Origin of the sequence: Streptomyces albipurpureus, from assembly GCF_023701525.1 — a bacterium.
In the GTDB taxonomy this organism is placed as follows: Bacteria; Actinomycetota; Actinomycetes; order Streptomycetales; family Streptomycetaceae; genus Streptomyces; species Streptomyces albipurpureus.
In genome coordinates, this window is sequence record NZ_JAMQAW010000006.1 from 1 (window position 1) to 22,501 (window position 22,501).

18 protein-coding genes are annotated in these 22,501 nt (G+C 68.6%); 4 read left to right on the forward strand and 14 right to left on the reverse strand.

Annotated elements, in window-relative coordinates:
* Positions 1-291: 291 nt before the first annotated feature.
* The 3 genes from NBG84_RS05180 to NBG84_RS05190 all read right to left on the reverse strand — a co-directional run bounded on the left by NBG84_RS05180 (position 292) and on the right by NBG84_RS05190 (position 4,624).
* Positions 292-2,712 carry a polysaccharide lyase 8 family protein gene (locus NBG84_RS05180; RefSeq protein WP_250918071.1) on the reverse strand — a complete coding sequence of 807 codons (2,421 nt, stop codon included), beginning with the start codon at positions 2,710-2,712 and terminating at the stop codon, positions 292-294.
* 134 nt (positions 2,713-2,846) lie between these two features.
* Positions 2,847-3,473 (reverse strand): helix-turn-helix transcriptional regulator, encoded by a 627-nt coding sequence (locus NBG84_RS05185; protein ID WP_250918072.1) that lies wholly within the window; start codon positions 3,471-3,473, stop codon positions 2,847-2,849.
* Complete coding sequence (locus NBG84_RS05190; RefSeq protein WP_250918073.1) at positions 3,470-4,624, reverse strand: threonine synthase; 1,155 nt, start codon at positions 4,622-4,624, stop codon at positions 3,470-3,472. The genes NBG84_RS05185 and NBG84_RS05190 overlap by 4 nt, the downstream gene beginning before the upstream one ends.
* Before the next feature lie 164 nt (positions 4,625-4,788).
* Here NBG84_RS05190 and NBG84_RS05195 point away from each other — a divergent pair, with 164 nt between their 5' ends.
* On the forward strand, positions 4,789-5,394 hold the full coding sequence (locus tag NBG84_RS05195; RefSeq protein WP_250918074.1) for a YceI family protein: 606 nt from the start codon (positions 4,789-4,791) through the stop codon (positions 5,392-5,394).
* Positions 5,395-5,724: 330 nt separating this feature from the next.
* Here the strand turns inward: NBG84_RS05195 and NBG84_RS05200 are convergent, their stop codons facing one another.
* The 5 genes from NBG84_RS05200 to NBG84_RS05220 all read right to left on the reverse strand — a co-directional run bounded on the left by NBG84_RS05200 (position 5,725) and on the right by NBG84_RS05220 (position 12,765).
* The gene (locus tag NBG84_RS05200) at positions 5,725-7,131 is read right to left on the reverse strand and encodes a hypothetical protein (RefSeq protein ID WP_250918075.1); all 1,407 of its coding nucleotides are present in this window, start codon (positions 7,129-7,131) and stop codon (positions 5,725-5,727) included.
* A gap of 62 nt (positions 7,132-7,193) precedes the next feature.
* Entirely contained in the window at positions 7,194-8,831 is a 1,638-nt protein-coding gene (gene cimA / locus NBG84_RS05205) for a citramalate synthase (RefSeq protein ID WP_250918076.1), read from the reverse strand.
* A 505-nt stretch (positions 8,832-9,336) separates the two neighbouring features.
* Positions 9,337-10,572 (reverse strand): TolB-like translocation protein, encoded by a 1,236-nt coding sequence (locus NBG84_RS05210; protein ID WP_250918077.1) that lies wholly within the window; start codon positions 10,570-10,572, stop codon positions 9,337-9,339.
* 137 nt (positions 10,573-10,709) lie between these two features.
* Positions 10,710-12,032: an MFS transporter gene (locus NBG84_RS05215; protein WP_250918078.1), complete on the reverse strand. Its 1,323-nt coding sequence runs from the start codon at positions 12,030-12,032 to the stop codon at positions 10,710-10,712.
* A gap of 121 nt (positions 12,033-12,153) precedes the next feature.
* Positions 12,154-12,765, reverse strand: a complete 612-nt coding sequence (locus NBG84_RS05220) for a TetR/AcrR family transcriptional regulator (protein WP_250918079.1) — start codon at positions 12,763-12,765, stop codon at positions 12,154-12,156.
* 192 nt (positions 12,766-12,957) lie between these two features.
* On the opposite strand from NBG84_RS05220, the gene NBG84_RS05225 reads away from it, so the two are divergent.
* The 3 genes from NBG84_RS05225 to NBG84_RS05235 all read left to right on the forward strand — a co-directional run bounded on the left by NBG84_RS05225 (position 12,958) and on the right by NBG84_RS05235 (position 15,613).
* Positions 12,958-13,137 carry a hypothetical protein gene (locus NBG84_RS05225; protein ID WP_250918080.1) on the forward strand — a complete coding sequence of 60 codons (180 nt, stop codon included), beginning with the start codon at positions 12,958-12,960 and terminating at the stop codon, positions 13,135-13,137.
* A 684-nt stretch (positions 13,138-13,821) separates the two neighbouring features.
* A complete protein-coding gene (locus NBG84_RS05230; protein WP_308312009.1) occupies positions 13,822-15,036 on the forward strand; it encodes a helix-turn-helix domain-containing protein in 1,215 nt (404 codons plus the stop codon).
* A gap of 334 nt (positions 15,037-15,370) precedes the next feature.
* Positions 15,371-15,613, forward strand: a complete 243-nt coding sequence (locus tag NBG84_RS05235; RefSeq protein WP_250918081.1) for a hypothetical protein — start codon at positions 15,371-15,373, stop codon at positions 15,611-15,613.
* A 12-nt stretch (positions 15,614-15,625) separates the two neighbouring features.
* Here NBG84_RS05235 and NBG84_RS05240 read toward each other — a convergent pair whose 3' ends face one another.
* From NBG84_RS05240 to NBG84_RS05265, 6 genes are all read right to left on the reverse strand, one after another.
* Positions 15,626-16,648 carry an agmatine deiminase family protein gene (locus tag NBG84_RS05240; RefSeq protein WP_250918082.1) on the reverse strand — a complete coding sequence of 341 codons (1,023 nt, stop codon included), beginning with the start codon at positions 16,646-16,648 and terminating at the stop codon, positions 15,626-15,628.
* A 52-nt stretch (positions 16,649-16,700) separates the two neighbouring features.
* Positions 16,701-18,392 (reverse strand): urease subunit alpha, encoded by a 1,692-nt coding sequence (locus NBG84_RS05245; protein WP_250918083.1) that lies wholly within the window; start codon positions 18,390-18,392, stop codon positions 16,701-16,703.
* A 60-nt stretch (positions 18,393-18,452) separates the two neighbouring features.
* A complete protein-coding gene (ureA, locus tag NBG84_RS05250; RefSeq protein WP_250918084.1) occupies positions 18,453-19,136 on the reverse strand; it encodes an urease subunit gamma in 684 nt (227 codons plus the stop codon).
* A 148-nt stretch (positions 19,137-19,284) separates the two neighbouring features.
* Positions 19,285-19,797: a tetratricopeptide repeat protein gene (locus tag NBG84_RS05255; RefSeq protein ID WP_250918085.1), complete on the reverse strand. Its 513-nt coding sequence runs from the start codon at positions 19,795-19,797 to the stop codon at positions 19,285-19,287.
* A gap of 126 nt (positions 19,798-19,923) precedes the next feature.
* Positions 19,924-21,012, reverse strand: coding sequence for a branched-chain amino acid aminotransferase (locus tag NBG84_RS05260; protein ID WP_250918086.1), 1,089 nt, complete (start codon positions 21,010-21,012; stop codon positions 19,924-19,926).
* A gap of 247 nt (positions 21,013-21,259) precedes the next feature.
* Positions 21,260-22,300: a 3-isopropylmalate dehydrogenase gene (locus NBG84_RS05265; RefSeq protein WP_250918087.1), complete on the reverse strand. Its 1,041-nt coding sequence runs from the start codon at positions 22,298-22,300 to the stop codon at positions 21,260-21,262.
* Positions 22,301-22,501 lie beyond the last annotated feature (201 nt).

Genomic DNA, 22,501 nt, shown 5'->3' on the forward strand with positions numbered 1-22,501 from the left:
AGCTTGCCCTTCGCATGCTGCGCCTCGGTCGCCCGATCACTGGGCCCAGCCACCGCCCGCTCCCGGAGGGCGCGCAGTTCCGCTACACGCCCACGGGCGTCGGTGGGCTCGCTGGAGGTTTCGTCCACAACGGTCATGCATCGACCCTACGGACGCGACCAAGGAAACCGTGCCGTTGACTCTGTACAGTCTCCTGACCGTTCTCCTGTTGGTCTTCCACAGAAGCATCCAGTACAGAAGCCCAACCACCAGCGCACGACCACTGATGTTTGTGGACTCTCCATAAAGTGTTTATGCGAGAGCAACCTCACAGCGGTGGCTCTCGCCGGCGGTGGCCCCGGTCAGCCGTACCCGGAGGGTCCGCCCGGCGGAGAGCACCTCGACTCCCGGACCGTGGTGGAGTACCTCCCGTACGGGGTGGCGCCAGCTGATCTCCAGGGGTTCTCGGGACCGTGGTGGATCGCTGAGATCCAAGGTGGCGGTCCGTCGACGCCCACGCGACCGCTCCGGCGTCCGTGGCTGCCGTGACATCCGTACGAGGACGCTCGCGGGCGCGGTCGCGGTGAGCGGGCCCACCGTACCCGCCTGCCAGAAGTTCGCCGCCAGGAGGCCCAGCGAAGCAACGGCCACCGACTGCTGGGACGCGTCATTGGCGAGGATCGTGAGCCAGCGTCGATCGGCGGCCCGCGCGGTCAGCGTCCGCCGGCTCGCGCCCGGCATCAGGAGATAGGCGTACCCGGCCCGGACCGGATCGGTGCCGTGGTCGAACCAGAGGGTCTGGTAGCGGCGGGTGACCCGCTCGGTGGAGCTGGTGGAGTTGATGTCGCTCCAGGCCCCGGTGCGGTCTTCGCGGAGCGTGCGCAGCCCCGCAGCTCCGCGGCCACCGCCCGTCGGCTGACCACGGGGGAAGACCCAACCGCCGTGTCCTTCCAGGTGGGCCCAGCCGCCGCCGAGGGTCAGTCGCTGCGTTCCGGCTGCGCCGAGGTTGCGGTTGTCGATGACCGTCTCGACGGGTACGCCATCGGTGCAGCTGATCCCCGCCCCGAGGCAGATCACGCAATCGGCGACGCAGAACCATGACTTACGGGCCTCCAGGGTGGAGCCGAGCCCCAGCAGATGCTGGCCGATCGCCGCGTACTCACCGTCGCTGGTGCCGCCCACCCAAGGGGCGGCGGGTCGAGGCGCGCCCCATTCACCACCCGCGCGGTCGGCGAGCCGCCGGGTGGAGACGGTGGTGCCGGGCAGTCGGTACCAGTCCACGGTCGGCCAGAACCAGTCCGTGTACTGAGCGGCCCCTTCGGCCCCTTCGGCCCCGCCGGCCCCGTCGCCGTGCTGGTCGGGCCACCAGTAGAGCATTCCGGCCCCGGTGTGCCAGCCGCGTGGATTCTCGCCGTTGCCGCACTCATAGGACGAGATCCGCTCCGAGGCCATCGCGATGTTGGCGGTCCATCCCGGGCGCCGGTGCACGGCCCGGTCCATGGCGGGGTAGAGCTTGTGGCCGACTGGTTCGGGCACGGCGGGTACGGGAGCGGCGGCGACGGCGTGCAGCCGGGCGAGGTCGGCCACGTCGTACTGGGGGCTGGTCAGGATCGGGGTGGTGGTGTCCCGGTCGATCCAGCCCTTGATGCGGGCGTGCCACCGTTCGCGCTCGGTGGCGCTGGCGCCTTCCGCGAGCAGGGCGATGGCGCTGATCATGGCGTGACCGTGGAAGTGGTCACCGCGCATGATCCGGCTCTCGTCGTGCCGCAGACGGCCGCGGCTGATGGCGCGGCCGTTGACGCTGTCCATCATCAGCCCGTTGTGGATCAGTGGGGCGAAGGCGTGCTCCACGCTGTCGAGGATGGTCTGCCGGCGAGGGTCGACGACCGCCCAGGGGGACCCGGCGAGCAGGGCGAAGAGTCGCCCGAGGCCATCGAGCAGGACCTGCCCGTAGGTGCCGGAGTAGGCGACCGAGGTGTGTTGGACGAACGATCCGTCGGCGTAGAGCCCATCCCCCTCCGTCACCAGCGGGAAGACGGGCGAAAGGGCGTCCCGGGCCAGGGCGATCCTGTCCGGCGCGGCGCCCAGGATGCCGCGGAGGGCGACCGAGCGGCAGAGGTCGACCCGGTTGGCGCCGGTGGAGGTGCCGGTGTACGCACCCAGCATGGTGTCCGGGATGAAGTGGTCCACCGCGGCATACGCGGCATCGCGCTGGTCCGGGCTCAGATGGGCGTGGAGCAGGGCGGTGATGTCCATCAGCAGGCGGGGGCTGCCGATCTGCCACTCCCACCAATTGCCGTAACGGGTGGTGCCCGGGTGGTAGACGGTGGCGGCGAGATGGTCGAGGCCGCGGATGGTGTCGGCGAGCAATCCCGCGTCCTGGCTGTGTCGATGGGCGCGGGCCATGGTCCAGAGTCGGTCGTAGCTCCGGGTGATACCGGTGGGCGGCTGGAAGGGGTGCTCGGGCCAGAGGCGGTCGGGGGCGGGAGCCATGGTCGCGCGGAAGGCGGTCGCCAGCCGTACGGTCTCGGCGACGCGTGTGGCGTAGGGCTCGATGGCGGGGTCGTATCCGGTGCCGAGACTGATCTCCAGCCAGCGCCGCCGGAGCGCGGCGTAGGGGTCGGCATCGGCTAGGGGCGCGGGGTGCGCGGGTGTTGGCGGGAGTTGGGGGAGAGCGCTTGTGCTGGCCGCGGTGAGGAAGGCGCGGCGGGACCAGTCTGACGGGAGCGGCATCGGAGCCTCCGAGGGGCTGGAGCGGTCTTGCCCGTTGGTCTAGCACGCCCTCGGTCCGCTCTCCATGGACCCCGCCGCCACCGGGACCGTCGGGGCCGCTCTTCAGGGACCCGCTGTCACAGGGGCCGTCGCCGTCACTGCCGGAGGTAGTTGTACACGGTCGCGCGGGACACGCCCAGAATGCCCGCCAGGGTCCCTACCGAGTGTTTGACCTGGAGAAAGCCCTGCGTTTCCAGGGTTCGGGCGAGTTCGCGCTTCTCCCCCGTCCCCAGGGTCGCCGGTGATCGGCCGCGTACCGCCGCGAAGTCCTGTGCCACCGAGCGCAGTTCGTCGATGGTCCGGGCGCGCAGTGTCTCGGTGAGTGGCTGTGCGTGCTCGTCGGTGGCGATGAGCCGGCCGATGCCGGTGACGAGCCCTTCGAGGAGTGAGACATCGAGGTTGAGGCAGATCGCGGCCACATAGACCCCGTCGCTGTTCTTGATGCCGATGGAGGTGCTCTTGGCGGCGCGGCCGTCGGGGAAGCGGTTGGGGTAGTTCTGGATGATGTCGGGGTAGTCGGGGTCCTGGATGCGGGCGAGGCCGATTTCCGTGGCGGGTTCACCCACCGCCCGGCCGGAGAGATTGTTCTCGATCACCCGGACGGCCTCGGTCGGATCGCGCAGATCGTGCAGCACGACCTCGCAGAGCCCCGGGAACATGCGGCCGACCGCGGTCGCGATCTTCTCCGCCTCGCGCAGCAGCAACTCGTCCTCGGCGGTCATCGGGCTTCGCCTCCGTCGATCAACCCGCCCATGGCGGTGGTGGCCTTGAGCCCGGAGCCGGTGAGGATGACGACCGTGCGATCGCCCGGCCGGATCAGACCACGGGCGGCGAAGGTGGTGATCGCGGCGGCCGCGGTGGCGCTGGTCGGCTCCGCGTAGAGGCCCTTGGCCGCCAGCGCCCGCACGGCGGCCTTGATGCCGTCCTCCGGGATCGCGACCGTGTCGCCGCCGGATCGGCGGATGGCCCGCAGCACCTCGGGGAGGCGGATGGGCCGCTGGATCGCGGTGCCCTCGGCGATGGTGGGGGCGTACTCGGTGGGGACGAAGGAGTCGGCTCCGGCCTGGAAGGCGGTGTGGATGGGGGCGCAGTTGGCGGGTTGGGCGACCAGCAGCTTCGGCGGTCGCTCGATCTGCCCGGCGGCCAGCAGTTCGCTGAAGCCGAGGTCACAGCCGAGCACGGTGCTACCGGCTCCCGCGACGGTGACCACCTGGTCGGGGGCCGTGAAGCCGAGGTCTTCCCAGATCTCGTAGGCCAGTGTCTTGGTGCCCTGGAGGAAGAAGGGGTGCCAGTTGTGGCTGGCGTAGCTGGTGTGGGCGGAGCGACGGAGGGCTTCGGCCGCGGTGGCCTGGCGGTCTCCGGGCACCAGTTGGACCGTGGCTCCGTAGGCACGGCTCTGGAGGACCTTGGCGGGCGAGGTCTTCTCGGGCACCAGGATGGTGGCGCGGATGCCGGCGGCCGCGCAGTAGGCGGCGACGGAGGCACCGCCGTTGCCCGAGCTGTCCTCGATGACGTCGGTGACGCCCTGCTGGGCCAGGAGGGAGATCATCACGCTGGTGCCGCGGTCCTTGAAGCTCCCGGTCGGGCTGAACCACTCCAGCTTGAAGGAGACCGGCACACCGCCCCATTCGCTCTCGACCAGCGGGGTGCAGCCCTCACCGAGGGAGACGGGGTGCGGGAAGGCGAGCGGAAGGGCGGCTTGATAGCGCCAGAGCGAGCGGCGGTCGGTGTCCACATCGGCGCGGGTGATGCCGGGCAGGGGGGCCACGGTCAGCGGTGTTCCCCCGTCGGCACGCCAGCGTGGTGCGGCGATGGGATAGGTGTCACCGGTTCGCTCATCGAGGTAGCGGGGCTCCGCCATGGCTGCGATCATGCTTGACAATTCTTCCAGTTCTGCATTTTTCGTCAAGCACGCCTACTGCAGGGGGGTGAGTCAGGAGGGAGATCCACGGAAAGATGTTGAACTTTAAACGGAATGCCTCTATGGTGAATCTCGTTGAAGATTTAACAACACACCATCCCCCCAAGGAGAGCGTCATGGGTCTGTTCAACCGCAAGGCCGCCACCCCCACCACCGCCGTCGCCACCTCAGTGGACCCGGCGCTGGCCGCCCTGACCGGTGAATACACCATCGACCCCGCCCACACCAGCATCGGCTTCACCGTCCGCCATGCCATGGTCACCAATGTCCGTGGCACCTTCGGTGAGCACGAGGGCAGCCTGAGCCTGAACGGCGCGGAGCCCGCCGCCTCCAAGGCAGTGATCGACGTCAAGATCGGCAGCATCGACACCGGTATCGCGGACCGCGACGGCCATCTGCGCAGCGGCGACTTCTTCGACGCCGAGCAGTTCCCGCTGATGACCTTCCGCTCCACCCACGCCGAGCAGCTCGGTGGCGAGCAGTACCGGGTCACCGGCGATCTGACCATCAAGGACGTCACCCGTCCGCTCGCCATTGACCTGGAGTTCAACGGCGCGGCCCAGGACGTCTACGGCAACGAGCGCATCGGTTTCGAGGGCAGCGCCGAGATCCTGCGCTCCGAGTGGGGCCTGACCTGGAACGCCGCCCTGGAGACCGGTGGCGTGATGGTCAGCGACAAGGTGAAGCTGAACTTCGACATCTCGGCGATCAAGAACGCCTGACCCGGCCCCGCTGCCCCTCGCGGGCACCATGAGCGCGCCCGCCCTGCCGTTTCCCCCCTCGGCCAGGGCGGGCGCTCCGCGTGGGGGCCTCCCCTGCTGGCCCCGGAAGCGTTGCGGCCGCCCGGCGCTGAACTCGCGGGCCGCACCCCGGGGCACGCTCACTCATCGGCATGGGAGCCGTATCGGCTCCGGGAAGGGGCCGTACGGCTCAGCGCACATCGGCGCGGCGTCACCTCAGCGCAGACCAGAATTGGTGCGGTGCGGTGCGGTCAGCGGGCGCAGACCGGAAGGTGCGGCTCAGAAAGCGTCGTCGTCCTTCGGCGCGCGGATTCAGAAGCCGCCGCCGTCGAAGCCTCCGCCACCCGCGTCTGAGCCGCCGCCCCAGTCGCCACCGCCGCCGAAGTCGGAGGAGTCGAAGTCGGCGCCCGAGTAGTCACCACCGCTGGTGTCACCGAACCCCTCTCCGCCGTAGTCCGCCGCGTAGGCGGGCGAGGAGAGCATGCTGCCGAGCACCGTGCCCACCAGCAGTCCGGGGAGCAGTCCGCCGCCGAAGTAGCCGCCGGCCCAGGGACCGTAGGCCGGGCCCGCCTCCCAGTACGGGCGACGGCCGTTCTCCGTCTCGACGGTACGGGAGTCCGGGGGCAGCCCGTCGTCCAGTCGGGACGCGTCAGTGGCGCAGACCGGCACCTCGCGGGTCGCACCCCCGGCCGGGGTCCACTCCCGGTCGGCGACCGAGGGGCCGTGACGTGGATCGAAGAAGCAGGGTGGCCGGCGCTCCGGTAGGGCGCGTCCGGCGCGGCGGGCGTCCAGTACCCCCAGGCTGAATCGGCCGTCGTCGAGGGCCTTGGTGACCCGGCGGACGTCCGAGGGGTGACCGGCTGCCGCCATGCGTGACTTCGCCTGGTCATAGGAGTCGAGGGCCCGCTCGTAGTCGGCGCGCATCGCGTCGTCGGCGCCCTTCTCCGAGGGGTGGAAGTCGAGCCGGTCGAGTTCCTCGCCGAAGGCGGTGATGTCCTCGTCCACCACCACGCGCAACCGTTCGAGTGCGGCCCGCTCCTCGGCCGCCTTGCGGCGCCGGTTGCGGCGGATGACGGCGTAGGCACCTGCTCCGCCCGCCACCAGAACCGTACCGAAAGTGATCAACGCTCCGGTGTTCATGGCTGAGTCATAGCCGCGTGCGCCGTTGTCCTTCGCGTTCCAGGAGGCTGGTGCGCTACCGCGCATCTGGGGGAGTGCCTGGTCGGCGAAGTTGTTGAGCTGGGTGGCCGCATCGGCACCCGGAGGTGTCTTCACGGCCGACACCAGGTTCCGCACCGCCTGGTTCGACAGCACCGCGCTGTCCGCGCCGGCGTTGAAGCCGTCGCCGAGGCGGACCGCGTACAGGCCGGTGACCCCGGTGTCGGTGCGGATGGAGGGCAGAACGGTGGCCGCCGGATAGTCGGAGCTCACCGGAAGGACCGCGACGAAGAGCGGTTTGTCCGCGTCCTTGATCTTCTTCGCCAGTGCGTCCGCATCCCCTCGGGACAGCTGTCCCGAGGCGCGCGGATCGACATAGACCGGGCCGTCCTCAAACGCGTTGGCCACGGTTTCGGTGCCGGTGACCTGACCGCTCGCGGTCTGGGAGATGGCCACCGGGTCAGCGCCGGTGGCCGCCTGCGCTCCCGGAGCCGCCCCAAGGACGGTGGCCAAGAGCGCCAGCAGCAGACCGGACAGTGCGGAAAACAGCCTGGTCCTCATCCTTCGACGCTACCTTGAAAGGCACTGTTTCAGGACAAGTAAGGACACGGGCTTCTGTTCGCCTATTCAGCCGGTTCCACGCCGGCGCGCAGCAGACCGTAGGTGTAGGCGTCCTCCAGGGCCTGCCAGGAGGCGGCGATGACGTTGTTGGCGACTCCTACCGTGGCCCACTCGCCGTTGCCGTCCCCCGTGGTGATCAGAACCCGAGTGGTGGACTCGGTGCCGTGCCGGCCTTCGAGGATGCGGACCTTGTAGTCGATCAGCTCCATCTTGGCCAGCTGCGGATAGAACCGCTCAAGGCCGACCCGCATCGCCCGGTCCAGCGCGTTGACCGGGCCGTTGCCCTCGGCGGCGGCGACGATCCGCTCCCCCTTGGCCCAGAGCTTCACCGTCGCCTCGTTGGCGTGGGTTCCATCGGGCCGGTTCTCGGAGATGGTGCGCCACGATTCGGTACGGAAGTATCGACGCGCCCTGCCCTCGGCCTCCGCACGCAGCAGCAGCTCGAAGGAGGCGTCGGCTGCCTCGTACGTATAGCCCTGGAGCTCGCGCTCCTTGACCCGCTCGACGACCCGGCCGATCAGTGCGCGGTCGCCGCCGAGGTCTACTCCCAGCTCCCTGCCCTTGAGCTCGATGGAGGCGCGACCGGCCATGTCGGAGACGAGCATCCGCATGGTGTTGCCGACCTGCTCGGGGTCGATGTGCTGGTACAGGTCGGGGTCGACCTTGATCGCGGAGGCGTGCAGTCCGGCCTTGTGGGCGAAGGCGGAAACACCCACATAGGGCTGGTGGGTGGAGGGCGTGAGGTTGACGACCTCGGCGATGGCGTGCGAGATCCGCGTCATCTCGGCGAGCGCACCCCGGGGCAGCACCTTCTTGCCGTACTTCAGCTCAAGGGCGGCCACCACGGGGAAGAGGTTGGCGTTGCCGACCCGCTCGCCGTAGCCGTTGGCCGTGCACTGGACATGGGTGGCGCCGGCGTCCACGGCGGCGAGGCTGTTGGCGACGGCGCAGCCGGTGTCGTCCTGGGCGTGGATGCCAAGGCGTGCTCCGGTGTCGGCGAGGACGGTGGAGACGACGGCCTGGATCTGCGCGGGCAGCATCCCGCCGTTGGTGTCGCAGAGCACCACGACATCGGCGCCGGCGTCGGCCGCGGCCCGGACGACGGATTTGGCGTACTCCGGATTGGCGCGGTAGCCGTCGAAGAAGTGCTCACAGTCGACAAAGACCCGCCGGCCCTGTGCGCAGAGGTAGGAGACGGTGTCGCGCACCATCTCCAGGTTCTCTTCGAGGGTGGTGCGCAAGGCCAGTTCCACATGCCGGTCATGCGCCTTGGCGACCAGGGTGATCACCGGGGCACCGGACTCCAAAAGTGCTCTGACCTGGGGATCTTCGGCTGCTTTCCCACCGGCGCGACGGGTGGCGCCAAAGGCCACCAGCTGGGCGTGCCGGAAGGTGATCTCCTGCTGGGCGCGGGCGAAGAACTCCGTGTCACGGGGGTTGGCGCCGGGCCAGCCGCCCTCGATGAAAGCCACACCGAACTCGTCCAGATACCGGGCGATGGTCAGCTTGTCGGCAACGGTGAGGTTGATGCCCTCACGCTGTGCACCGTCGCGGAGCGTCGTGTCGAAGACATGAAAACTGTCATCGGCGCGGAAGCCCGCCTCGGTCTCCGTACGTGTATCCGTGGGCTGTGTGGTCATGACTGTGTTGCTCCTGTCGGATGAGTGGCTCCCGGAATTACTGGCTCCACTTGCCCCCATCTTCGCGCGCTGTCCGTTTTCGACCGGGGTTGGGGCCAGAAAACGAAAAAACCCCTCGCGGGTGCGAGAGGTTTGCGCGCGGGTCTGAGGCACGATGAGCGCGTCGTACGGGTGGTACGAGGCGATCACTGCGGACCGGCGCGCCTGCTGCCCATAATCATGGCGAACGAAAGCACGGTGGAAGTGTGCCACAGCGGCGCGCGAAGGTGCCGCACAGTCTCACCATGCGGGCGCCCATGCCAGCCCCTGGTCACCCCGGCCGCGAACGCGAGCGAGCACCCCTCGGCAGCGACCTGCCGGCGAGCGATCTCGGTAGGCGGGCGAGTACCCATGCCGGCCCCTGCCGACGATTCCCGGATCCCTGCCGTCCATCCCCGAAAGGGGTGTCCGTATCTCCCTCCCGATGAATAGGCCCCGCCCCGGGAGATACGGAACACCGAGCCAATCAGCGCAGGTGGCGGGCGTACACATAGGCATCCCTGGGCGGTACGGGTCCCGGGACCAGGTCCGATGACAGGGACATGAAGACCAGCACCCGTCCATGGGCGTCCAGCGCACGTGGCCCGATGGCGGCGCCCTCGTCCGAAGGCGCCCCGGCCGGATTGGGGGCCGCCGGACGCGTGGCACCCGTACGGAGATCACGCAGATACGAGCCGCCCGACACCGACCCCGACGAGCTGAACGCCAGATAGCGGCCATCCCCGCTCAGCGCGCCCACACCGGTCCGCTCCCCGTCCCTCACCCCGTCGATCCGCCGGATCACCCCGGTGCGCAGATCACGGATGAAGACATTGAAGTCTGCGCCGTTGGGGTCGGGGGAAGTGACCAGATTGGTGGCCGTGGACTCGAAGACGGCATACCGGCCGTCCGGTGTGATGTCCGTCTTGTAGCTCTTGCCGTTCCCGGGGGAACCGTCCGGTGCGGTGTCCAGCTGCTGGGATCTCCCTGTCGCGCCGTTCCACACCTGGGCGCTGGAGGGCGGGAACTGAATCGGCGCGGGGCTGGTATCCGTATAGGCCAGCAGACGTCCTGACGCGGTGAACCTCGGCGTCCCCGCCAGCCTGCTGGGCACGATCGCCAGGGAGCCGGTGAGTAGATCCCGGATGCCGATCTGCCGGTAGGGGCGACTGGCGCGCTGGTAGCTGGCATAGGCGACAAAGCGCCCGTTGGCGCTCACAGTGGACTCGTTGGGACTGGTGAATCCCTCGCCGACATCGCGCCCCACGTAGGTCACCGCGCCGGTCCTGCGGTCCTTGCGGTAGATGCCGTAGGTCTCCCCCGAACCGGGCGGGCGGAGATTGGCGGCGCCCGAGAGGAAGGTGGCATAGCGCCCATCGGCGCTGATGGAGGGCCGATGGCTACGGCCGTCGGCCTGCTCCCCTTGGGCCGTGGTGCTGACGCGTTCCGTACGCCCGGAGCGCAGATCGCGGACGAAGACGTCCTCCACGCCGTTCGTATCACCGGGTACCAGGTCGACGGAGCGCGAGGTGAAGACCACATAGCGGCCGTTGGTGCTGACGGCGATGTCCTGCGAACGGTCACCGCCGGCCAGGCCGAGCCGTTCCGTGAAGGGCTTGCGGTGCCCCCGCTCGGCCCCACCCGGGTCGGCTCGGGCACCTGTCGGTAGCAGCAGAGCGGTGGCACAGGCGGTCACCACGGCAGCAGTCAGCCGTAATTGCATGCTTCCCCCCAGAATCATGGCCCCGGCCCTCGCCGAAGGTTCCGATGAGTGAAGCGCACTCCGCGCATCGGGACAATCAGACCGATGACGTACAACCGCGACCCAAGATCAAACGTCCGCAGGCACGCAACGGAAGATCAACGGGATGCCACCTTCACCGGAGTGGGCGCTTCCCGTTCCACGGTGGCGCCCACCCGGTTGAGATCGGTGCCACGCGTCTCACGCATCGTCAGATAGACGATCAGCGATACCGCCGCACAACCGGCGACGTACCAGGAGAAGCCCGACTCCATACCCGAGTCCTTGAACCACAGCGCCACATACTCGGCCGTTCCGCCGAAGAGCGCGTTGGCGATGGCGTACGGCAGCGCGACTCCCAGCGCCCGCACACCGGTGGGGAACAACTCCGCCTTCACACAGGCGTTGATCGAGGTATAGCCGGTGATGACCAGCAGCGCGAGCAGCGAGAGGCCGAACGCGGGCCAGAAGGACCCGGCGTGTTTCAGCAGCGTCATGATCGGCACGGTGAGGAGGGTCGAGCCGAGCGCGAAGGTGATCAGAAGCGGCCGACGGCCGATCCGGTCGGAGAGACCGCCCGCCAAGGGCTGGACGCAGGCGAAGACGATCAACGCACAGAAGGAGACCAGGGTCGCGGTCTCCTTGGGGAGTCCAGCGGACATGGAGAGGTACTTGGTCAGATATGTGGTGTACGTGTAGTAGGCCACCGTCCCGCCCATCGTGAGCGCGATGACCAGGAACGCCTCACGCTTGTGGGCCAGCAGCGCCTTGACCGTGCCCTTGAGGCAGTCGGGGGTGTCGTCGCCGGACTCCTCGTAGACCTCGGTCTCCAGCATGGTGCGGCGCAGATAGAACACCACGGCGGCGGCCAGCGCGCCGATGACGAAGGGGATGCGCCAGCCCCAACCGTGCAGCGCTTCATCGGACATCGTGCGCTGGAGCACGATCAGCAGTCCCAGGCCGAGGATCTGGCCCGCGGTCATCGAGACATACTGAAAACTGGAGGCAAAGCCCCGATGCCGTGGCGGGGACGCCTCGGTGAGATAGGTGGCGCTGGCCGCGTACTCACCGCCCACTGACAGGCCCTGCAGCAGTCGGGCGATCAGCAGGACGACCGCGCCGCCGTAGCCGGCGACCGAGTAGGTCGGCGCGATCGCGATCAGCAGGGCCGAGGCGGACATCAGGGTGACGGTGAGGGTGAGCGCCGCCTTACGGCCCTTGCGGTCGGCGACCCGACCCAGCAGCCAGCCGCCGACCGGCCGCATGAAGAACCCGACGGCGAAGATGCCCGCGGTGTTCATCAACTTGGCGGTTTCATTCCCCTCGGGGAAGAAGGCACCCGCGAAGTAGGTCGCAAAGCTTGCATACACAAACCAGTCGAACCACTCGACCATGTTCCCGGCCGACCCGACCCAGATCTTCTTCCACTGCGCTCGTCCCATGGCGGCACCGTGCCGGAGGACCTACCGGGCCGACAAGGCTTGCAAGGGCAACGATCCCGTGTACTTGCGTGCCTTGCGTTCCCCCCGTGGTCGGGGGCCCGGCACAGTTTTTGACGGTACGTCAACTCCTGTTCGAGTGAAGCGCTTCTTCGAGGAATTCGCCGATGTGTGCGAGCACTTGGGTGCGTCCCGTACCGGGGATGTCGACCGCGACATGGACGCTGAAACCATCGAGGATGGCGCGCAGCCGGGTGGCGAAACGATCGGGAGCGATGGATCGGAACTCCCCCTGGGAGACTCCTTCGGCCAGCAGCGCCACCAGATCCCGGTGCCATGCCTCCTCGATCGCGGCCTGCCGTGCCCGGGCCTTCTCACCGGCGTGCTGGGAGCGGTTCCAGACCTCAAGCCAGAGGGTCCAGTGGGGGTCCCGGGGGCCATCGGGAACATAGAGCTCAACATAGGAACGCAGTCGATCGGCGGCGGAGGCCGAGCTGGCGAGCAGTTCGCCGCGCTTGACACCGAGACGGCCCTCACTCCACTCCAGGGTCCGCAGGAGCAGCTCGTCCTTGGTGCGGAAGTAGTAGAGCAGGTGCCCACTGCTCATTCCGACGTCTCGACCGAGGCCCGCCATGGTGAGTCCATCGAGACCGTGCTCGGCGATGGTGGCCATGGCGGCGGCGAGCACGGACTCACGGGGTGGCGCGATGTTGCGGCGCCGGGATGCGGGGGTCACAGGTTACTGCCCATGCTTTCAGGAGCGGGTTCTGGAGCGAGGCGAGAATGCCTCGTCGCGGGCGGCCCGGGGATCTGCGCGCCGTACGACAGTCGATGTCCGATCCCCTGTGCCCCACGAGGCACATCGTCACCTAATCCGCTGTTGCGAGACGCGCTACCACCAGGCTCATTGAGCATCACATTCACCCGTATGTTCTACCTGATCACTCTCCATCACCGTCGACGATGCGCCATTCCCACCGGTGATGGCGAGGGCGCGAGGTATCGCCAGCTCGCCGAAGCCGGGCAGGGCTGGGCAGGGCTGGGCCGTCGGTTTCGCGCCGCGTCGCCGAACGGTTCAGCGCGCCGCCTGCGCGCGACGGCCCGGTAGCGCCCCGACGGCATCCACACGAGTTCGCCGTCCGCGGGAGGGGCGGCGCTCCTATGTGGGAGCCGTGCGCTCCTCCTCGGCCTGCGCCCTACGCGCCCGGGAGCGCGCCTGGCGGGTCGCCGCCACGGTCTTGAGCCCCTCCGCACGCAGTCGCGCATACCCCGCCGGCTCGACGACATACCAGCACCGGCCACACACATAGCCACCCTGGGGCCCGGAGAAACCGGTTAGATGACCGCAATCATCGCATTTAACGCGTTGAGTACTCATCCGCCGCTGCCGCAGTTCCCGCAGGACCATTTGCCATCGGGCCTTGGCAATACCGTGGCCCCGCAGCGCGGGCAGTTCACCGTCATCTTGCCCCCTCGGCTCTGTGTGCTCTGGACGACGGTACCGCTGGACCGTACGGGAGAGGGAGACGCCGGAGGGCTTGCCATCCATTCGGCCACCGGGAGTACGAGCGGGGCGGCGTCCATCGGATCGATTCGGGCAACAGGGCATCCGGCAAAGGGAGATCAGCGGCAATGACACTCGGGCGTGGGCGCAAGATCGGGCCTAGGGGGCTCGACACCGACCCGAGGCGGCGCCCCTATGTATGCGGCCACTCCTCATATCTCCAGGTCGTCGATTTGGGTGCATCTCACGGGAGTACGGTGGATGCTCACCTTCTGGCAGGGGTTTGCCGTGACATTCGAATCGGGTATGGGCGACCGAATTGCAGAACTGCGGCTGCGTCGCGGTATGACTCAGGAGTCCCTGGCCGAGCGGGCGCGCCTGTCCGTCGACGTGATCCGGAAGCTGGAACAGGGCCGTCGCAAGACTGCTCGCCTATCCAGCATCAATGCCATGGCCCGGGCACTGGACACCGAGCCGAGCTATCTCGTGGGGCAGCCCAGCACGTTTGAGGTTCCTCACTCCGGGGACGACTCACAGCCGTCGGTGCTGGCGCTGCGGCAGGCGGTGTCTCCGATCGGAGACCTGCTGGGCGGCGAGCCAGATCCGGAGGAGCCGTCGGGTATCGAGGAGTTGCAGGCATCTCTTGTCTCGACCGAGGCCGTCCGGCGGGAGGGTCGGATAGGGGAGATCGGCGTACTCCTGCCGCCGCTTATCCGTGACGCTCGCGCTGCCGCACACGCGTTCACCGGTCAGGAAGCGGCGGCCGCGCACTCTGTGCTGGCTGTTGCCTATCAGGTGGCGGCGACAACGCTCACCGCGCTCGGAAAGGAGGACGCGGCCTTCACGGCTATGGAGCGGTCCGTTGCCGCGATCCGACACAGCGATGATCCAAACCTTGAGACGCTAGCCGCATCCACGTTGTCGTGGGTTCTGACGAAGCAGGGCCGTCTGGCAGATGCCGAGCGGGTAGCACTGACCCGTGCGGAGCAGATTGAGCCGGGCTTTCGGTCCCCGCCCGCAGACCTTGCCCTGTGGGGAATTCTTCTGCTCCGCGCTGCCACGGCCGCAGTCCGGCAGGACAAGCACGGCGAGGTGACCCGGTTGCTGAACATGGCGACGGGGGCAGCCGAGGCGATGGGCCGTGACCTAAACGTGTACGCCACGCCGTTCGGTCCCACGAACGCCGGGGTCGCCAAAGTCAACTTCCTGGTCGAAATGGAATCCAGCGAGGAAGCCCTCCGTACAGCCCGTGGTATCTCCGATCTGGAGTCGCTGCCCCCGACGTGGCGTGCCCGATTCCACATCGACCGCGCCCAGGCGTGCACAGACCTGGGCCGAGACCGAGCTGCGGAGACCGCACTGCTCCAGGCCGAGGCTGATGCACCGGAATGGATGCGCTACCACTCCACATCGCGCCGTCTCGTCTCCGAGCTGCGTGAGCGGGCTCCCCATCGGGACAGTTCAGTGCTGGGGCTGGCAGACCGGCTTGGGCTCATCAGGTAGGACGCAGCGCCCTACCTGATCGAGAATCTGGGACGGCCTGGCACTGTGGAGTAGTCGTGCTGATGCATAGCGTGATCCTCCTGCCGCCTGGTCGGAGTATCCGCAGGCCCGATCATGCGGCAGCTTGAGATCAGGAGCCGCATGATGATGGACATCGAGTGATGACGATGCGCGTGTACCGAGTGAGGCCGGACAGGTCCCAATATCCCGTGTCCCCCCAGATCGTGGTGGACACCCCCACCGGTCCGCAGACGTCCCTCAGCCCGCTGACGTCCTCGGCCTATCCTCCGTGCCGCTGCCCCCGCTGCCCGACGCAAGAGCGGGAGGCCCGGTGATGGAGATGCAGACCTGGCGTGACGCCCGGGCCCGGGCCGAAGCCTCCGCTTCCGCGCTGCGTGCGGCGCTCCTCCAACTCGGTCTACCGGAGCGGGCGCTGCGTTCCATCGGGCCGGTGGTCTCCCCCGATGGCCAGGCGTATGTACGCGTGGGGCGGGACCTGTTGGACAGCGGGCGGGGCGAGGAGATCGCCGAGGCCGTACGGAGGGGGCTGCGGGCGGTCAGTTCACCGGATGGCTAGGTGCGCGGGTGGTCAGGCTCCCACCCGGGGCTGTTGCTGCGTGATGCAGTGGATGCCTCCCCCGCCTGCGAAGATGGTCCGGGCATCGACCAGGACCACCTCGCGGCCCGGGTACAGCCGGCGGAAGATCGCCGCGGCCTGGTCATCGCGGGGGTCGTCGAAGGCGCACAGCACCACGCCTCCGTTGCAGACGTAGTGGTTGATGTAGGAGTAGTCGGCCCAGCCGCCTTCCTCGTTCCGTACGGTCGTGGGCGCTTCGATCTCCACCACCTCAAGGGGGCGGCCCCGGGCGTCCGTCTGGGTCCGCAGGAAGGCCACATTGCGCGCGCAGGGTTCATGGTCGGGATGGGTCGGGTCCGGTTGGGTGTGGGCGACGATGGTGCCGGGGCCGGCGAAGGCCGCGACGATGTCGACATGGCCGAGGGTGCCGAAGCCGTGCGGGGGGTAGTCCGCGGTCAGACCGCGTCGCAGCCAGATCGCCTTGGTGGTGCCCAGTCGGCGGTGGATCTCGGCTTCCACTTCCGCCTTGGTCCAGCCGGGGTTGCGCTCCGGGCCCAGTTGGACGGTCTCCGTCAGCAGGACAGTGCCCTCGCCGTCGACATGGATTCCGCCGCCCTCGTTCACCAGGGGGGAGGAGTACACGGGGACATCGATGAGGTCCGCGACTCGGCGGGCGATCTGGGAGTCATGGCCCCAACTGGCCCACTCCTGTGCTCCCCAGCCGTTGAACACCCAGTCCACGGCTGCCAGCCGCTGACCGTCGGTGACGAAGGTGGGGCCGATGTCCCGCATCCAGGCGTCGTCGAGTTCGGCTTCCACGATCTCGATCTCCGGCCCGAGCAGCGCCCGGGCGTCGTCCGTTCCCGCGGGTCCGACCAGAACGGTGACCGGCTCGAAGCGACGTACGGCACGGGCCACATCGGCCCAGGCCCGACGGGAGGCCGCCAGGTCGTCGCCGGTGAAGGTGGTGTTGGGAACCGGCCACGCCATCCAGGTGCGCTCGTGCGGTGCCCACTCGGGCGGCATACGGAACATACGGCAACTCCTTGGAGGGTACGGCGGCTCAGTCGGAGCAGGCCGGAGAGCGTCAGAGGAAGTAGAGGCGGTTCAGGGAGACGGATTCGGCGGGCTCCGAGCGGATGGGCGCACCGTCGAGGGTGACCAGGCCGCTGTGGTTGTCCACCCCGACGTCGCCGATGCGGGAGTTCAGCAGCAGGTCCCCGGGGCCGATGCCCCGGGTGCCGTGGACCGCGACCCGCCGTCGGCGGGTGGGCATCCGGTCCTGGCCGAGGTCGATGGCGGCGCCCGCCACAAAGGCGACGGAGATATCGGCGGCGGTCGCGCCGTACGCCCCGAACTGCGGCCCGATCACCAGCGGTTCACAGGTGTCGGTCGCCGCGTTGGGGTCGCCCGTCACCCCGTACGCGGGGAAGCCGGACTTCAGCACGAGTTGGGGTTTCGCCCCGAAGAACTGGGGCTGCCACAGCACGATATCGGCCATCTTGCCCACCTCGATGGAGCCGATCTCCTGAGCGAGACCATGCGCGATGGCGGGGTTGATGGTCAGCTTGGCGACGTACCGCAGTACTCGGCCGTTGTCGTCGTGCGGCCCATCGCCGTCCATCGGGCCCAGTTCGGCCTTCATCTTCCCGGCCATGGCGAAGGTGCGACGTACGGTCTCGCCCGCGCGGCCCATGCCCTGGGCATCGGATGAGGTGATGCCGATCGCGCCGAGGTCGTGCAGTACGTCTTCCGCGCCCATCGTCCCGGCACGGATACGGTCGCGGGCCATCGCCGCGTCCCCGGGGAGGTCGGTCTTGAGATCGTGTACGGAGACGATCATCCCGTAGTGCTCGGCGACGGCGTCCCGGCCGAAGGGGAGGGTGGGATTGGTCGAGGAGCCGATGACGTTGGGTACGCCGGCCAGCTTCAGGACGTTGGGCACATGCCCGCCACCGCAGCCCTCGATGTGGAACGCGTGGATGGTGCGACCGTCCAGGACCCTCAGGGTGTCCTCGACCGAGAGGCATTCATTGAGTCCATCGCTGTGCAGCGCGACCTGGACATCATGCTCTTCGGCGACCCGTAGGGCGGTGTCCAGGGCGCGGGTGTGGGCGCCCATGTCCTCATGGACCTTGAACCCGCAGGCACCGCCATCGGCCAGGGCCTCCACCAGGGGGGCCGCGTCTGATGATGAGCCGCGGGCGAGGAAGCCGATGTTCACCGGCCAGGCGTCAAAGGCGTTGAAGGCGTGCTTCAGGGCCCAGGGCGAATTGACGCCCACTCCCCAGACCGGGCCGAACTCCTGGCCGATCACCGTGGTCACACCGGAGGCGAGGGACGCTTCCATGATCCGCGGTGAGAGGAGATGGACATGGGTGTCCACGGCTCCGGCGGTGGCGATCAGGCCTTCGCCGGAGACGATGGTCGTGCCCGTGCCCGTGACGACCTCCACCCCGTCGAGGGTGTCGGGGTTGCCCGCGCGACCGATGCCGGCGATCCGGCCCTCGCGGATGCCGATGGAGGCCTTGCGGATGCCCTGGACGGCGTCGATGACCAGGACGTTGCTGATGACGACGTCGCAGGTCTCCCGTACGGCAGCGGCTTTGAGGTGCAGTCCGTCCCGGGCGGTCTTACCGAATCCGGCGAGGAACTCCTCCCCCGGTTTCTGGGAGTCCGACTCCACCCGTACGACCAGGCCCGAGTCGCCGAGTACGACCCGGTCGCCGGCGCGGGGGCCATGGACAGCCGCGTACTCATAGGGATCAATTCCGGCCATCAGAAGCCTCCGATGTCTGGGGCGCGTCCGCCGGGTGCTTTTCGGAGCGGCTCGTCTGGCTCATTCGCGCGCACCCAGATATCCGCAGGCCACAGCTCTGCGCAGGGCCTCATCCTTGGCTCCAGGAGCGTCGAGGGGTCCGTCGACCAGACCGGCGAACCCGATCGCCACCCGGGCGCCGCCGATCGGGAGCAGCCCGACCTCGGACCGTGCGCCGGGATCGAAGCGGACCGATGATCCGGCCGGGACGCAGAGTCGCATCCCGTACGCCGCTTCGCGGTCGAAGTCGAGCCGGGGGTTCGTCTCGAAGAAGTGGAAGTGGGAGGTGACGCTGATGGGGACGGAAGCCGTGTTGCGGACCATCAGCCGTAGCGCGGGCTCCGGTTCGGGGGTCGCGGGGCCCGGCAGGATCGCGCCGGGGGCGGCATCGCCCAGGCCCCCACCGCCGATCGGGTCGGAGATCACGGCCAACCGGGAACCATCGTCGAAGACGGCTTCCACATGGACCTCCGTGACCACGTCGGCGACCCCGGGCAGTACGTCATCGGGCCCGAGGACCGCCCGGGCGGCTTCGATCGCCTCCGCGAGTCGTCGCCCGTCGCGGGCCGCCTCGCAGGCCGTGTCCGCGATCAACGCGGTGGCCTCGGGCACATTGAGCCGCAGACCACGGGCCCGCCGCGCCCGCGCGAGTTCCGCGGCGCTGAAGAGCAGCAGCCGGTCCCGTTCCGTGGGGGTCAGTCGCACCTCACCACACCTCCCTTTAGAGCGTCACTCTAACCATGGGGCCCGCGGGAGGGAAGCGACTGACCTGGAACGGGGGAAGCGGGAGTGCCGGTCAGACCGAACGGCGTAGGAGGTTCTCGCGGTGGTGGCACCCGATGGGCAGACCGCCCTAGCCCGCGGTCCCGTCGAGGTCCTTGGCGTACATCTCGATCGCCCGGTGGAAGGCCCGTACCGTCGGGTCCTCGCTGGTGGCCGCCAGTAGTTCGAGCAGCAGCCTGGTGGACTCCTCGTACTGACCCCGGTTGAACAGGGTCATGGCCAAGAACGCCTGGAGGGCGCCATGTTCGGGGTACTCGGCGACCGCGGTGCGCAGCGTGCGTTCGGCGTCCTCATATCGGCCGAGCACCCGGTAGGTGCTGCCGAGGCCGAGCAGTGCCTCGCAGCGGTCCCCCGGCGTTAGCCGCTGGCTCGCGGCCGTCAGGGCGCGCTCGTAGAACGGCACCGCCTCGGCCTCCAGACCGAGGGCATCGTGCGCCCAGGCGGTCTGATACGCGATCTCCGCGTCCTGCGGCCAGCGCTCGCCCAGGGCGAGCAGCCGCCGCCGGGCCTCGGCGGCGTCGCCCTGCTCCCGCACCCGTACGGCCTCGGCCAGCCGCACGTTTCGCTCGGAGATCGTCGTCATGCCCCCATCCTCACCGATGTGGGGACGGGGGCATGACTCATCCCCGTCGATACGGGGAGGGGAGCCCTGCGGCCTGGGGTCTGTCGTTTGGATCAGGCTGGCCCGGCAAGATCCAAACGAGAGGCCCTAGCCCAGTTGGTGCATCCAGCCGTGCTCATCCGCCGCGACACCGGTCTGGATGTCCAGCAGCGCCTTGCGCAGCTTCAACGTGACCTCGCCCGGCTGTCCATCGCTCTGGTTCCACTCGCCGCCGGCCGACTTCACCAGGCCGACGGGTGTGATCACTGCGGCGGTGCCGCAGGCGAAGACCTCGGTGAGGGTGCCGTTCTCCGCGTCGCGCTTCCAGTCCTCGGTGGAGATCCGGCCTTCCTCGGACTGGTAACCGAGGTCCTTCGACAGCTTGAGGAGGGTGTCCCGGGTGACGCCCGCGAGGAGGGAGCCGGTCAGCTCGGGGGTGACGATGCGGTCCCCGTACACGAAGTACAGATTCATCCCGCCCATCTCCTCGACCCACTTGTGCTCCAGGGCGTCCAGCCAGACGACCTGGTCGCAGCCCTTCTCCGCGGCCTCGGCCTGGGCGAGCAGGGACGCCGCGTAGTTGCCGCCGGTCTTGGCGAAGCCCATGCCACCGGGGACCGCTCGGACGTAGTTCTCGGAGAGCCAGACGGAGACCGGGCGCACGCCGCCGGGGAAGTACGAGGCGGCCGGGGAGGCGATCACCAGGAAGAGGTACTCGTTGGCGGGCTTGACGCCCAGCCCGACCTCGGCCGCGATCATGAACGGGCGCAGATACAGCGATGCCTCGCCGCCGTGTGCGGGAACCCATGCCTTGTCCTGCTGGATCAGCACGTCGCAGGCCTCGATGAAGGTCTCGACCGGGAGTTCCGGCATGGCCAGACGGCGGGCGGAGCGCTGGAAACGCGCGGCGTTGGCGTCCGGGCGGAAGGTGGCGACGGTGCCGTCGGGGCGGCGGTACGCCTTGAGGCCTTCGAAGATCTCCTGGGCGTAGTGCAGGGTCATATTGGCCGGGTCGATCGAGAGCGGCCCATAGGGGGTGAGCTGTGCGTCGTGCCAGCCACGGCCTTCGGTCCACTTGATCGTCACCATGTGGTCGGTGAAGTGGCGGCCGAACCCGGGGTTGGCCAGGATCGCCTCGCGTTCCGCGTCGGATAGCGGATGCGCCGAGGGCTTGAGCTCGATCGAGGGCGTCGTCATGAGGAGTGTCCTTCACCGTTGGTTGTGACGGACCGCGCTCACGCCGCCGCCGATGGTAGGACGTCCGAGCATTACCGCAGACCACGGCCCGCTTCGATTATCGCCTTAATGGGCTGATGCGAGAAACGGGGGTGGTACCGGGGGGAACGGCGTGAATCAGTCCAGGATGATGGTGGCACCCGGAAGCCGCAACGATGAAGCCGCCGGGTGCGAGGTGCGACCCGGCGGCTTGGGTGGAAGCGTCGGGTCAGCCCGCTACTCGCGCCGCGAGCGCGTCGCCGATCTCGTCCGTCGTACGGACCGTTCCGTCGCGTCCCGCGAGGTCGGCGGTGACAGCCTCCTCGATGCGTACGGCCTCGGGCTCGAAGCCGAGGTGACGCAGGAGGAGGGCGACGGAGAGGATGGTGGCCGTCGGGTCCGCCTTGCCGGTGCCCGCGATATCGGGCGCCGAGCCGTGGACGGGCTCGAACATGGACGGGAAGGTGCCCGTCGGGTTGATGTTGCCGGATGCCGCCAGGCCGATTCCGCCGGTCACGGCGGCGGCCAGGTCGGTGAGGATGTCACCGAAGAGGTTGTCGGTGACGATGACGTCGAAGCGCTCCGGCTGGGTGACGAAGAAGATCGTCGCCGCGTCGACATGCAGGTAGTCGGTGGTGACATCGGGGTACTCGGCGGCGACCGCGTCGAAGATGTTCTTCCACAGATGACCCGCGTAGACGAGGACGTTGTTCTTGTGGACCAGCGTCAGCTTCTTACGGGGGCGGGAGTTGGCCCGCTCGAAGGCGTCACGGACGACGCGCTCGACTCCGTACGCGGTGTTCACACTGACCTCGGTGGCCACCTCGGCCGGGGTACCGGTGCGCAGGGAGCCGCCGTTGCCCGTGTACGGGCCTTCGGTGCCCTCGCGGACGACGACGAAGTCGATCTCGGGGCGGCCGGCCAGCGGAGTCGCGGTGTTCGGGAACAGCTTCGAGGGGCGCAGATTGACGTAGTGGTCAAAGGCGAAGCGCAGCTTCAGCAGCAGCCCGCGCTCCAGTACGCCGGACGGCACGGTCGGGTCGCCGATGGCGCCGAGCAGGATGGCGTCATGGCCCTTGAGGTCCGTCAACTCCGCATCGGGAAGGGTCTCACCGGTGCGGTGCCAGCGCTGGGCTCCGAGATCGTATTCCCTGGTCTCCAGCTTCACATCTTGCGGAAGGACCGAGGACAGGACTTTCAGGCCCTGGGCCACGACCTCCTGGCCGATGCCGTCGCCGGGGATGACTGCGAGATTGAGGCTGCGAGACATGTCGGGGACCCTACTCTCCGTCCCAGCCCATGACATGGGACGTCCACGATGTGGACTTAGTGGTGCAGTCGGGGCGCACCGGCCACACGGGGCACGCGCGCCTGGGCGTCCCGAGCACATGCCGACCTGAGAACCCCATCGGACCGCGCTTGGCTTGATCCCCACCCGAGCGCGGCGATCTGGATCGGACTCAGCGGCGGC